A 13,504-nucleotide genomic window follows, 5' to 3' on the forward strand; every position below is an offset into this window, starting at 1 on the left:
CAACGTGGTTTGACATTCTTAGTTTTTAAACATACATTTTAAACGGTTGTTTGAAAATGGGTGGGTTAGGTGTCGAAACAAAATACCAAAGTCAAAATACTTGAAGCTGCTGAGCAGCTTTTTGCTGAACAGGGGTTTAATCACACATCTTTACGTGAAATAACCAATGAAGCTAATGTCAATTTGGCGTCAGTTAATTACCATTTCGGCTCTAAAAAATCTTTAATACAGGCTGTTCTGGCGCGATATTTAGAAATTTTTATGCCGGTTTTAAAAGTAGAGCTTGAAAAAGTTGATGCACAAACACCATCTGTTGAAGATATTCTAGAGGCCTTTATTCCACCACTGTTTTCTTTAAATAAACTTGGTAAACAAAGTGCAAAACATTTTACTGTGATGATTGGCAGGGGCTATTCAGAAACTCAAGGGCATTTACGCAGATATATAGTTACCGAATATGAAGCCGTTTTAAAATTAATCATGGCGCTGTTCGCAAAAGCTCTGCCAAATATTTCTAATCAAGAGTTATTTTGGCGGCTGCATTTTTCGTTAGGTGCGCTAGTATTTGTAATGAGTTCTAGTGGTGCTTTGGAAGAAATTGCCATGGCAGATTTTTCTGAACAAGCATCAACGCAAGCCATAGTGCATAAGGTTGTTCCATTTATTGCTGCGGGCTTAAATAGCCAAACAAATTATCCAATTAATCAACATTCCACCGACCAGATTGGGGGGTCACTATGAGTATTATACTTCTGCTAATTATTGCGTGCGCAATTATACTTGGCGTCGCAGAGTTTAGACAAAAATGGGTGACAAAACCCATTTTTAAAATATTTAAAAAAATATTGCCACCCATGTCGACTACAGAGCGAGAAGCAATGGAGGCGGGTGATATTTGGTGGGATGGTGAAATTTTTTCCGGCAAACCTGACTGGCAAAAACTTCATGCTTATCCTGATGGCAAATTAACCGAAGAAGAACAGTCCTTTATTGATAACCAACTAGAAACTTTGTTGGCTATGTTGGATGACTTTTCGATTGTGCATGAAAGTAAAGATCTACCAAAAGAGGTTTGGGATTATCTAAAACAAGAAGGTTTTTTTGCCATGATTATTCCCAAAGAATTTGGTGGATTGGCTTTTTCGGCAACTGCAAACTCAACCATAGTGACAAAAATTGCTACTCGTAGCATTAGCGCCGCGGTTACCGTAATGGTCCCGAATAGCTTGGGGCCTGGCGAGTTGTTAACTCATTATGGTACACAAGAGCAAAAAGACCGCTGGTTACCTGGATTAGCTCAAGGTAAAGAGGTTCCTTGTTTCGCTTTAACCGGACCTGAAGCAGGATCTGACGCGGGTGCAATTCCAGATAAAGGGGTAGTTTGCAAACAAGAATTTGAAGGTAAAGAAACTTTAGGTATACGTGTATCGTGGAACAAGCGCTATATCACTTTAGCCCCAGTCGCGACTGTATTAGGTTTGGCGTTTAAATTGTACGATCCTGACAAGCTATTGGGTGAACAAGAAGATGTAGGTATTACCTGTGCGTTAATTCCAACCGATCACCCTGGTGTACAAATTGGTGACCGCCATATGCCTATGGGTTTAGCCTTTATGAATGGTACAACCTATGGTGAAGATGTATTCATTCCAATTGATTGGATTATCGGTGGCCCTGATTATGCTGGTAAAGGTTGGCGCATGTTGGTTGAATGTTTGTCTGCTGGCCGTGGTATCTCGTTGCCAGCGTTGGCAACGGCGATCGGTCATTTAGGTACACGCATGACGTCGGCATATTCTTATGTACGCAAGCAATTCGGTTTATCTATCGGCAAATTTGAAGGGGTACAAGAGTCGTTAGCGCGGATCGGTGGTTATAGCTATATGCTAGAGGCTGCTCGACGCTTTACCACATCGTCGTTAGATTCTGGTTATAGTCCTTCTGTTGTTACGGCTATTTCCAAGTATCACATGACTGAGCTAGCTCGAGTTGTTGTGAACGATTCTATGGATATTCATGCTGGTAAAGCAATTCAGTTGGGGCCAAACAACTACTTAGGCCATATGTTTTATGGTATGCCAGTTGCGATAACGGTTGAAGGCGCGAACATATTGACGCGCAATCTAATGATTTTTGGTCAAGGCGCAACCCGCTGTCACCCTTATGTGTATAAAGAAATGGAAGCGGGGGCGAATCCAGATTTTAATCAGGGCTTAAAAGAATTTGACGCACTGTTGGTTAAACATGTTGGTTTTACCTTGAGAAATTTAGGCTCAGCGTTATTTAACGGTTTAACCTTATGTAAATTTTCTGACTCTCCAGTTGCTGGCGAAACTGCCCAATACTACAAACAAATGAATCGCTTAAGTTCTGGTTTAGCATTGTGTACTGATGTGTCTATGCTTATTTTAGGCGGCGCATTAAAACGCAAAGAAATGATTTCCGCTCGTTTAGGTGATGTGCTAAGTCAGCTTTATATGGCTTCTGCTGTACTGAAACGATATGAAACTGACGGTCGGCAAGTGTCTGATTTACCTTTTGTCCATTATGCGGTGCAAAGCTGTCTGCAAAAAGCTGAGATAGCTTTCCAAGGATATTTTGATAACTTTAGACCACGCTGGTTAGCGCATGTGTTAAATCGGATAATCTTTCCATATGGGGTGAGTGCCAAAGGACCAAACGACATCTTAGCTCGTCAAGTATGCCGTTCGCTATTGAGAACAGGGGATACGCGTGACCGTATAACTCACCTATGTTACATGGGCAAAGATGAAAATGATCCAATTGGTGTTGTTGAAGCTGCATTTGTGGCTATGCATCAATGCCAAGCAATTGAACTTAAAATTCATGGCGCTCAAAAATCTGGCAAACTGCCAAAGCGTGTACCGTTAGATGAAGTGATTGGTAAAGCCCAAGAACAAGGATTAATTTCAGAAGTAGAAGCACAACAAATTTTGCGTGCAGATGAATTGCGTAAAAAAGCTATTGCTGTCGATAGTTTTTCAGCGGACTGCTTTAAGAGCATTCAAATAGACTCGAGAAATCAAGACAACGCTGCTTGATAAACTAACTCCTACCTGTTGTGAAAAACGCCCATTCTTCGGGCGTTTTTTTGTTATAGCGCCTGTTAAAAAACTTCAATTTAAAAGAACCGCAGTTGTTTGTTATTTTTTAACAGCAATCTAACATTAATCCAAAACTACTCATGTATGCTTATTGTTGACAATTTTATGTCTTCTGTGTGGTCGTGGCTGGCATTGATCCAGCAAGGTGAAACTAAAGGTAAGATTATGAAAAATTTAACTTTAAGCCGCTTAGCACTCATTGCGGCTTGCACAAGCCTGTTTTCTGCATGTGTTTCTACAACTAGTAACGAAAAACGAGAAATCGTCGCAGACAGTATTGTGCTATTTGATTTTGAACAAGGCTCAGACACAAGTTTATTGCAAACCAACGATGCAAAGGTTCGTATAATAAACCATCAAGGTTCTAAGCAGTTGCAGTTGCAAACAGGTATTAGCTCAGGAGCACCGGGGGTGACAATAAAGAAACCAGCGGGTAGTTGGGATTTGAACAACTACTATCACGTTAAAATGGATATAACAAACGCAGGTGAACACCCCGCTCGTATTATTTTTAAAGTGGGAGATCCTGAAGACGGCATGCAAGCTTGGCAAATGGAAATACGTTTTGATCTTGCACCTGGCGAAACTAAAACAGTTTCAGATGACATTATTACCACACCTTGGCGTTTTACCAAGCCACTGAACTTGTTAGCAATGCGTGCCGCGCCAGGACAAGCAAAAGCTGATTTAAGCGCGATTGATCAAGTAAAAGTTACCATTAATTATCCTGCAAACGAGCATAATTTATTGATTGACAATATTAGAGCGACTAATCCTGTTCGCTGGAAAGAGCCCGATGGTTTCTTACCTTTTATCGATAGATTTGGTCAATACAAGCATGCACATTGGCCAGGTAAAACTCTGTCTGTAGATGATTTACGCCAACAAGCAAAAGATGAGCAAAGGGAACTTAACGCTAATCCAGGGCCAAAAGAATTTAATCAATATGGTGGTTGGAAAAATGGACCGCAGCTTGAAGCAACGGGCTACTTTCGCGTTGATAAATACCAAGGGGCATGGTGGTTTGTCGACCCTGCGGGCAAGTTATTTTGGTCTCATGGTGTTGGTGTTGTTAATGCAGGCACTGCAATTACAGGTATTACAGATAGGGAATCTTACTTCGAATGGTTACCAACTAAGGATTCGCCTTTTGCTAAGTTTTATTCAAAAGCAGGTCGAGCGTCACATGGATATTACAGCACGTTGGCTGAACGAGAAACATATAACTTTACCGCCTCTAACTTGTATCAAAAATATGGCGATAATTGGCGTGAGGATTTTGACCGTGTCACGCATGCACGACTGCGCAGTTGGGGCATGAATACGCTAGGCGTTGCTTCAGATCGGCAATTGACCACAGATGGTATAACCCCGTATACAGAAACAGTGTGGGTGCCAGGCACTCGAAAAATCGAAGCGTCAAAGGGTTATTGGGGAAAATTTCATGATGTATTTGACCCAAGCTTCAAACGTCAATTGAAAAAAGCCTTGTCTAATCGACAACATACGGTTGATGATCCTTGGTTGCTTGGCTTTTTTATTGAGAATGAACTTTCATGGGGGGTTGAGGGCTCGCTTGCGATAGCTACTTTACAAAGCCCTGCTGACCAGCCTGCAAAAATCGAGTTTATTAAAGACTTAAAAAATAAATATCAAAATATACGTAATCTCAACAAGGTATGGGGGACAGCGCATGATTCGTGGGATGGTTTGTTGCAATCGACAACAGCACCAAATCAGAATAAAGCATGGGATGATTTAAGTGAATTTTATCAGAAAATCGTTAAAACCTACTTCTCGACCGTACGCGCAGAGTTAAAATCTGTTGCACCGAATGCTCTATATTTAGGTTGTCGTTTGGCATGGGCAAATAGCGATAGCGTGATTCGAACGGCAGCAGAATACTCAGATGTTATTAGCATGAACAAATATCAATACCATGTAACAAATGTTGGTTTTCCAAAGGGCGTTGATAAACCGATACTCATTGGCGAATTTCACTTTGGCTCTTTAGACAGAGGTGCGTTGCACCTTGGTGTAGTTGAAGCTAAAAGTCAGTCGCATCGTGCTGAGTTGTACACCGAATACCTTAATAGTGCCTTGCTCAATCCATATATTGTCGGCACTCATTGGTTTCAATATGCCGAGCAGCCACCAACAGGCCGCGGTGATGGTGAAAACTATAATGTTGGCATTGTAGACTTAGCAGACAAACCATTTCCTGAGCTAGTTAAAAGTATACGAGAAGTCGGCAACCGCTTTTATCAATTTCGCAGTGAAGCTGCTAAGCAGGGACGGTTGGTCCAACCCAAGCAACCAAAAAAGGCTAAAAGTATTCAAATAGATGAAGACGCGCATACGCGCTCGAACTAGCCTTTCACATATCAAACGGGGAATTTCTCCGTTTGATATTTTGGTATTCTACAATTTTAAGGCCTGTTTTACGGGTGGTAATGACATGTGAGGGAATTGAGCTAACTCGTTACAGAGTTCAGGTTAAATATTTTTAGGTTGGCAGTCAGATAAAAACAAATGACTGTTTACCGACTATTAAAACAAACTGACATTGCAGATTTAAGTTTTTCGGGTTTTTGTTAGTGATTACTTCGGCTGAACGCCTTTAGAATTGGTACGACCGAGTGGACTCGAACCACCGACCCCTACCATGTCAAGGTAGTGCTCTAACCAGCTGAGCTACGGTCGTACATATTATTTACGCTGCGTAAACAACGGCGCGAATGTTACTGCTTACTTATCGAGTTGGCAAGGAAATTTTAACTAAATTTGTTTAAGTGGTTTTTTTTTAGTCATTTTTTGCAATTTTGCAGTAATTCATTCCATGCTTTTTGGTGATTTAAGTTTGCCTGATTGAACACATTGAAAATATTGTTTTTGCTATTTTGTAGGTATCTTTGTGCGTAAGCATTGGGAGATTGCAAATGTGAAAATACTTTAAATACAGTTGGCATTATTTGGTGTTCTAATCTACTTAAAAATGCTAAGTGTGGTTGCAATGTTTTTATAAAAAAGCCGTGTAATACATTTTCAAGATAATCAATTTCAATTGGTCGAGCGCTGTCACAGACCTCGTTATCATTAAGTTGATTTAAGTAGTGGCTGACTGAGTTAAGTGAAGCGCTGGTATATTCTAAAGTATAGAAGTATTGTGACATCAACATCGAACCATCTAGCTGCGCCGCTCGATGATTAAATTCATCTATAACAGCTGTTGGCTTGTTTGAATTTGGTAACTGAAATAGTTTAAGGGCAGCGTTAAAATAAGCGTTTAGGTTAATTATCCCTTGAGTATCAGCCAACAGCAAGGTGTTACTAGGTTGAAATAACTTTTTATGAATGCCAGCTTGCAATAAAAAATAATCTAATTGTTTGGACCACTGTTTGCGCTTGAAACTATGCAGTTGTTGAAGTGCTTGTGCATCTTTAGTTTTTTGATAGTTGCACTGGTTAAGTTGGTTTAACAAACTCGCTTCATAAATGAAATGATTGGCGGGCGTTTGGACTTTTCCCATGCTACTATTTTTTTCGCCAACAAATTTTTGCATATTGCAGGTATGAATGGAGAGCGCGTCCAATAAGTTTATTTTAAAGTTTTGTGGTTTATCTACCTGCTGGGTAAATTGGAGCGAATGGTCTACTTGTATTGCCTGTTTACTATTTGAACTTACAAAATCACGTTCGCCAATTATGGTTTTAGTTAGGGTTTGTACCCGTTGCGGGTACTTTTTCCACTCAAGCACAACCGGCGGCTGTTGGCACCCGACCAAGATAATTAAAATAGTCGAGGTTAAACTAAATTTGATGGTTCCAAACACGTTTGAGTCTCAAGTATAACAATATACTGGTGCAGCTTAACCCTATTAGTAAGCCTTGCCAATATCCTTCAGGACCTTGCTGGGGGATTATCCAATTTGTTTCACTTAAAATCATGCCCAACGGAAATCCAAGTAACCAATAGGAGACTAAAACCAACACAAATGGAACTTGAGTATCAGCATAGCCACGTAAACAAGAAGAGAAGCTTGTTTGAATAACATCCGGTAACTGAAAAATACCTGCCCAAACCAGCAGCGCAATGGCTAATTGAAAAACTTGTTGTGAAGGCTCGAACATTGAGGCAAATACACTTCGAAATAAGATAATTGTTGTGGTGGATAGCACAGAAAAAGCGATTGAAACGATCAGGGTATATTTAACCCAAGATTTAGCGCTGTATTGATCGTTTTTTCCAATGCTCTGGCCGATTAATACAGTCGCAGCCATGCCGATACTTAATGGGATCATGTAAAAGTTAGTCACTACATTAAGCGCAATTTGATGTGCTGCAGCTGCATTCGTGCCGTGGGTAGCTATAGCTAGTGCAACGGCGGCAAACAATGCTATTTCTAAAAACAGGGTTAGGCCTATAGGGCAGCCGAGCCTTATTAATTTTAATTGAGTCGCAATTTCAATTTTTTCAAACCGTAAATTTTTGGCAAATTGCTGGGTGTGGCGTGAATATTTACTGAAGATATATAAACTTACCAACACGATAATATTTACAATCGTTGTCGCAATACCGCAGCCAGCACCTCCCATTTTTGGGGTTATCGCTGAGCCATAAATAAACAAGTAATTGAGTGGAATATTGCACAGTAGACCGAAAATGCTGATGTACATTAATGGCTTAGTTTGTCCAAGAGATTCATTTAAGTAGCGAAAGGCGCCAATGAAGCATATAAATGGAATGCCTAGAGCGAGGTAAGTTAAGTATTGCTGACCAATTTCAACTAATGGTTTGTCTAAGCTTAATAAAGACAATAGTGGCATAGCAGCAAATAAACAAACTGTGAATATGATTGCCACAAGTAGTGCAAACCAAAGTGATTGATTTAAGTCGTGTTGAAAGGCTTTGTTATTGCTAGAACCATAACTACGTGACAATAACGGTGCTAACACCATCATACAGCCAAGGGCAAAGAAAAATACTGGGTGCCAAATTGACAGGGCTGTGCCAACGGCTGCCATATCAGCATCACTTACCTGAGCAGACATCACTAAATCTATAGTGACCATTAGGGTTTGAATAGCTTGGGTAATCCATATGGGCCAAGCGAGTTTAATTAAACGACGATACGGGTTTTGCAAAGTGAAAACTTGAATGATAAAAATTGGCGATAGGGTAGTAGAAAAGCAGCAAAAAGAAAAGCTCGCCGAAGCGAGCTTTATCAAAAATATAAACCTTAAAGCAAATATTAGTCTTTAGCGATTGGGCTAAAATCTCTTGGCTCTTCACCAGTGTATAATTGACGTGGACGGCCAATTTTAGCACCAGGTTGGCTAAGCATTTCATGCCAGTGTGAAATCCAACCGATTGTACGAGACAATGCAAAAATCACAGTGAACATGTTAGTTGGAATACCAATTGCTTTTAAGATAATGCCAGAATAGAAATCGACATTTGGATACAATTTTTTGCTAATGAAGTATTCGTCTTCCAACGCGATTTGTTCTAACTTCATGGCAACTTGTAACAATGGATCGTCAATGCCTAATGCATCTAAAACTTCATGACATGTTTCACGCATTACTTTAGCGCGAGGGTCGAAGTTTTTATAAACACGATGGCCAAAGCCCATCAAGCGGAATGGATCAGATTTATCTTTTGCTTTTGCAACGTATTCGTCGATGCGATCAACAGAACCAATTTCTTCAAGCATGTTCAAGCAAGCTTCGTTCGCACCACCGTGCGCAGGGCCCCAAAGTGAAGCGATACCAGCTGCAATACATGCGTAAGGATTTGCACCTGAAGAACCGGCTAAACGAACAGTTGAAGTTGAAGCATTTTGCTCGTGGTCAGCATGAAGTGTGAAAATTCGGTCCATTGCTTTTGCAACTGCAGGGTGAATTTCATAATTTTCTGCTGGAACAGAAAACATCATGTTCAAGAAGTTTTCAGAGTAGCTTAATTCATTCTTAGGGCAAACGAATTTTTGACCAATGCTATATTTGTAACACATAGCCGCAATGGTTGGTAATTTAGCAACTAAGCGAGTTGCACAACGAATGCGTTGTTTAGGGTCAGTAATGTCTAAATCTCTGTGGTAGAACGACGACAATGCACCAACAATACCACACAACATAGCCATTGGGTGAGCGTCACGGCGATAGCCTCTGAAGAAGAACTCAATGCCTTCGTGAACCATAGTGTGTTTGTTAATAATACCAACAAACTCTTTATACTCTTCAGAGCTAGGAGCTTTGCCGTGTAACAATAAATAACAAACTTCTAAATAGTCAGCTTGGGTAGCTAACTGGTCAATTGGGTAACCACGGTGCAACAACACACCTTTTTCACCGTCGATGAAAGTGATTGCTGATTCACAAGAACCGGTTGCTAAAAAACCAGGATCAAATGTAAAGTGGCCAAATTTACCTAAAGAGCGCACATCGATAACATCGTGACCCATGGTGCCTGATAGAATCGGTAGTTCTACCGAATTACCGTCAATCGTGAGGATGGCTTTTTTTTCAGCCATAGAATATCTCCTTTCGAGCAAGTCATGTGACAGGTTTAGTTTTTTATTAATACTTGAAATTGACGTACAAAGTCAATTTATACCGCTAAATAAAAGCAAGTATAAGTAATAAATTTTCTATTAAAACGCTTCACTAACATCAGAAAGCAAAACAAAGCTTACTAATTCCAAACTTAAGCTTATCAGAGTTCATATTTGAAGTTAATCAAAGCAAAAATTAAATTAGCAAACTATTGCGAAAATGTTAGCTCAAATCGGCCGCTAGCCCAATATAAATCGCATTCATTCAACAAATGCGTCTAATTCACTAAAAAAATGAACTTGATGAAAAAAAATCCTGTATAAAATCGCAAACTATTATTTTTTAAGCTAATGTTGTTACAATCATATCGGTAGCAAAATAGCCTGTATAATTGGATTTAATGGGCAATTGATATCTTGTTAGTAGGATGTTTTGTTACGATACGACTAAGGACATTTAATAATTTTAATAAAGTTATCAACTTAAGTGGGTAAAAACTCGTGAACAAGCAACGACCTATCAATCTGGAGCTAAACACAATTAGTTTTCCAGCCTCTGCAATTGCTTCTATTCTTCACCGTGTTACAGGTGTCATCATGTTTTTTGCGATGGGCATCTTAATGTGGTTGTTGGCCGTGTCATTAGGGTCTGAATCAGGCTTCGAATGTGTACAAGAATGGTCATCGTCATTTTTCGCTAAATTTATTTACTGGGGCATCTTAACAGCCTTGGCATACCACTTGTTGGGTGGGTTACGCCATTTGGTAATGGATTTAGGTTTTTGGGAAGAAATTCAATCAGGTAACTCAAGTGCGCAAATTACCATCGCCTTGACCATAGTATTATCAGTATTAGCAGGAGTTTGGTTATGGTAACAAATGCTGGAACATTAGGACGTAGCGGCGTTCACGATTTTGTTTTAATCCGCGCGAGTGCATTGGTTTTGACAGCTTATGCAATTTTTATGGTGTGTTTTTTCGTTTGTACACCTCAAGTAACTTATGCCGAGTGGGTTGGTTTGTTCAGCCAAACTTGGGTAAAAGTGTTTACTTTGATTACGTTAATTAGTTTGTTGGTTCACGCGTGGATTGGTTTATGGCAAGTATTAACTGATTACGTTAAACCTGTTGCCGTTAGAATTAGTCTTCAATTTATTTTAAATATTGCCGCGCTTGCTTATTTAGTAACTGGCATCGTTGTTTTGTGGGGTGTGTAAGTGAATATTCCAGTTAGAGAATTTGATGCCGTTGTAATCGGCGCTGGTGGTGCAGGCATGCGTGCTGCACTGCAAATTTCGCAATCAGGTAAAACCTGTGCTTTGTTATCAAAAGTATTTCCAACACGCTCACATACAGTATCAGCTCAAGGTGGTATTACCGTAGCATTAGGTAACGCTCACGACGATAACTGGGAATGGCACATGTACGATACGGTTAAGGGTTCTGATTATATCGGTGACCAAGACGCAATCGAATATATGTGTAAAACTGGCCCAGAGGCAATATTTGAACTAGAAAATATGGGCTTACCGTTTTCTCGTTTTGAAAATGGTCGTGTTTATCAGCGTCCATTTGGTGGTCAATCTAAAAACTTCGGTGGTGAGCAAGCAGCTCGTACTGCCGCTGCGGCTGACCGTACAGGTCACGCATTATTGCACTTGCTTTACCAACAAAACGTTAAAAATAAAACAACGGTATTCAGTGAATGGTATGCGTTAGATTTGGTTAAAAACCAAAATGGTGATGTTGTTGGTTGTACTGCTATTGATATCGAAACTGGTGAAGTTGTTTATTTCAAAGCTAAAGCAACTGTGTTAGCAACGGGTGGTGCAGGCCGTATATTCGCATCAACGACTAATGCTCATATTAACACAGGTGATGGTGTGGGTATGGCATTGCGTGCTGGTGTACCTTTGCAGGATATGGAAATGTGGCAATTCCACCCAACGGGTATCGCTGGTGCAGGGGTACTTGTAACCGAAGGTTGTCGTGGTGAAGGTGGTTATTTATTGAATAAAGATGGCGAGCGTTTCATGGAACGTTATGCTCCGAACGCGAAAGACTTAGCAGGTCGTGACGTTGTTGCTCGCTCAATGATGACCGAAATTCGTGAAGGTCGTGGATGTGAAGGTCCTTGGGGCACCCACATTAAGCTAAAACTTGATCACTTAGGTGCTGAAGTTCTTGAAAGTCGCTTACCTGGTATTTGTGAGTTATCTCGTACTTTTGCCCATGTTGATCCTGTTAAAGAACCGATTCCAGTTATTCCAACTTGTCACTATATGATGGGTGGTATTCCAACTAATGTTAACGGTCAGGCTATTAGTGTTGATGATAACGGTCAAGAACAAGTTATAAATGGCTTGTACGCTTGTGGTGAAATCGCTTGTGTGAGTGTACATGGTGCGAATCGTCTGGGCGGTAATTCATTACTTGACTTAGTTGTGTTTGGCCGTGCGACAGGTTTATACCTTGGTGATGCACTTAACGATTACCAAACACAAGACGCTTCTGATTCAGATGTCGAAGCTGCGTTAGCACGCTTTAATCGTTGGGAAAACACTCAAAAAGGTGAAGATCCAGCGCAAATTAAGAAAGATTTACAGCAATGCATGCAATTGAACTTCTCTGTGTTTAGAGAAGGCGATGCGATGGCTAAAGGCTTAAAAGAATTAGGTGAAATTCGTGAGCGCTTGAAGTCAGCTCGTTTAGATGACACAAGTTCTGACTTTAACACTCAGCGTATTGAATGCTTAGAGTTAGATAACTTAATGGAAACAGCATACGCAACTGCGGTAGCTGCAAATTATCGTACAGAGAGTCGTGGCGCACACAGCCGTTTCGATTTCCCTGAGCGTGACGATGCGAATTGGTTATGCCATAGTATTTATAAACCTGACACTGAAAGTATGTCTAAGCGTGACGTAAATATGCAACCAAACACTCGTGAAGCATTTCCACCTAAAGTTCGTACGTATTAATAGGGTCGTTATCTAATGAAACAAGTATTTTCAATTTACCGTTACAATCCTGACAAAGATAAAAAGCCTTACATGCAGGATTACGAGTTAGACACCGAAGGCCAAGATATTATGGTGCTAGATGCACTATTGATGTTGAAAGAGCAGGATCCAAGCTTATCTTTTAGACGTTCTTGTCGTGAAGGTGTTTGCGGTTCAGATGGCTTAAATATGAATGGTAAAAATGGCCTTGCGTGTATTACACCATTGTCAGCATTAAAGGGGCGTAAAATTGTTATTCGTCCTTTACCTGGTTTGCCTGTTGTTCGTGATTTAATTGTGGATATGAGCCAATTCTATACGCAATACGAGAAAGTTAAGCCGTATTTGATTCCAGACCCTAAAAATGTGCCTGCACGTGAATTTTTGCAATCGCCAGAAGAACGTGAGAAATTGGATGGGTTGTACGAATGTATCTTATGTGCATGTTGTTCAACTTCATGCCCATCTTTCTGGTGGAACCCTGACAAGTTTATCGGACCTGCTGGCTTGTTGCATGCGTACCGCTTCTTAGCTGACTCACGTGACGGTGCTACTGATGAGCGATTAGCAAATTTGGATGACGCATTTAGCGTTTTCCGTTGCCACGGTATCATGAACTGTGTAAATGTGTGTCCAAAAGGGTTAAACCCAACCAAGGCCATCGGTAAAATTAAGTCGATGCTCTTGAATAAGGCTGTTTAGAAACTAAGCTTAATCTATATCACGATTAATAATAATCTGAATAGCCATTCTTTAGTTGCAAAGAATGGCTATTTTTTTGAAAATCAATAACACAACTAGAGAGCGGAATAGGACAATA

Annotated in this window: 10 protein-coding genes and 1 tRNA gene; 7 read left to right on the top strand and 4 right to left on the bottom strand. The window is 40.3% G+C overall.

Going from position 1 to position 13,504, the window contains the following annotated elements:
- Window positions 1-69: 69 nt before the first annotated feature.
- From DS2_RS01200 to DS2_RS01210, 3 genes are all read left to right on the top strand, one after another.
- On the top strand, window positions 70-741 hold the full coding sequence (locus DS2_RS01200; RefSeq protein WP_035012753.1) for a TetR/AcrR family transcriptional regulator: 672 nt from the start codon (window positions 70-72) through the stop codon (window positions 739-741).
- Window positions 738-3,062, top strand: coding sequence for an acyl-CoA dehydrogenase (locus DS2_RS01205; protein ID WP_035012754.1), 2,325 nt, complete (start codon window positions 738-740; stop codon window positions 3,060-3,062). The genes DS2_RS01200 and DS2_RS01205 overlap by 4 nt, the downstream gene beginning before the upstream one ends.
- Before the next feature lie 228 nt (window positions 3,063-3,290).
- Entirely contained in the window at window positions 3,291-5,498 is a 2,208-nt protein-coding gene (locus DS2_RS01210; protein WP_035012866.1) for a beta-galactosidase, read from the top strand.
- A gap of 254 nt (window positions 5,499-5,752) precedes the next feature.
- Here DS2_RS01210 and DS2_RS01215 read toward each other — a convergent pair.
- The 4 genes from DS2_RS01215 to gltA form a co-directional block, all read right to left on the bottom strand.
- A tRNA-Val gene (locus tag DS2_RS01215) sits at window positions 5,753-5,829 on the bottom strand.
- 103 nt (window positions 5,830-5,932) lie between these two features.
- Complete coding sequence (locus tag DS2_RS01220; RefSeq protein ID WP_035012755.1) at window positions 5,933-6,958, bottom strand: DUF3080 family protein; 1,026 nt, start codon at window positions 6,956-6,958, stop codon at window positions 5,933-5,935.
- Window positions 6,936-8,354 carry an MATE family efflux transporter gene (locus DS2_RS01225; protein ID WP_235188514.1) on the bottom strand — a complete coding sequence of 473 codons (1,419 nt, stop codon included), beginning with the start codon at window positions 8,352-8,354 and terminating at the stop codon, window positions 6,936-6,938. Before DS2_RS01225 ends, DS2_RS01220 begins: the two co-directional genes overlap by 23 nt.
- Before the next feature lie 23 nt (window positions 8,355-8,377).
- Window positions 8,378-9,661, bottom strand: coding sequence for a citrate synthase (gene gltA, locus DS2_RS01230; RefSeq protein WP_035012758.1), 1,284 nt, complete (start codon window positions 9,659-9,661; stop codon window positions 8,378-8,380).
- Window positions 9,662-10,183: 522 nt separating this feature from the next.
- Between gltA and sdhC the strand changes: the two genes are divergently transcribed.
- The 4 genes from sdhC to DS2_RS01250 are packed head-to-tail and all read left to right on the top strand — an operon-like array spanning window position 10,184 to window position 13,386.
- A complete protein-coding gene (gene sdhC, locus DS2_RS01235) occupies window positions 10,184-10,558 on the top strand; it encodes a succinate dehydrogenase, cytochrome b556 subunit (RefSeq protein WP_035012759.1) in 375 nt (124 codons plus the stop codon).
- A complete protein-coding gene (gene sdhD / locus DS2_RS01240) occupies window positions 10,552-10,899 on the top strand; it encodes a succinate dehydrogenase, hydrophobic membrane anchor protein (protein ID WP_035012760.1) in 348 nt (115 codons plus the stop codon). Before sdhC ends, sdhD begins: the two co-directional genes overlap by 7 nt.
- Window positions 10,900-12,663 (top strand): succinate dehydrogenase flavoprotein subunit, encoded by a 1,764-nt coding sequence (gene sdhA / locus DS2_RS01245; protein WP_035012761.1) that lies wholly within the window; start codon window positions 10,900-10,902, stop codon window positions 12,661-12,663.
- Window positions 12,664-12,678: 15 nt separating this feature from the next.
- Window positions 12,679-13,386 carry a succinate dehydrogenase iron-sulfur subunit gene (locus tag DS2_RS01250; RefSeq protein ID WP_035012762.1) on the top strand — a complete coding sequence of 236 codons (708 nt, stop codon included), beginning with the start codon at window positions 12,679-12,681 and terminating at the stop codon, window positions 13,384-13,386.
- Window positions 13,387-13,504: the final 118 nt, after the last annotated feature.

The sequence above is a fragment of the Catenovulum agarivorans DS-2 genome, assembly GCF_000568405.1.
Lineage (GTDB): Bacteria > Pseudomonadota > Gammaproteobacteria > Enterobacterales > Alteromonadaceae > Catenovulum > Catenovulum agarivorans_A.

Bases quoted from the DNA above. Each gene is read 5' to 3' on its own strand.
- DS2_RS01205 (WP_035012754.1), top strand. From the start codon at position 738: ATGAGTATTATACTTCTGCTAATTATTGCGTGCGCAATTATACTTGGC.
- DS2_RS01210 (WP_035012866.1), top strand. From the start codon at position 3,291: ATGAAAAATTTAACTTTAAGCCGCTTAGCACTCATTGCGGCTTGCACA.
- gltA (WP_035012758.1), bottom strand. From the start codon at position 9,661: ATGGCTGAAAAAAAAGCCATCCTCACGATTGACGGTAATTCGGTAGAA.
- sdhD (WP_035012760.1), top strand. From the start codon at position 10,552: ATGGTAACAAATGCTGGAACATTAGGACGTAGCGGCGTTCACGATTTT.
- DS2_RS01250 (WP_035012762.1), top strand. From the start codon at position 12,679: ATGAAACAAGTATTTTCAATTTACCGTTACAATCCTGACAAAGATAAA.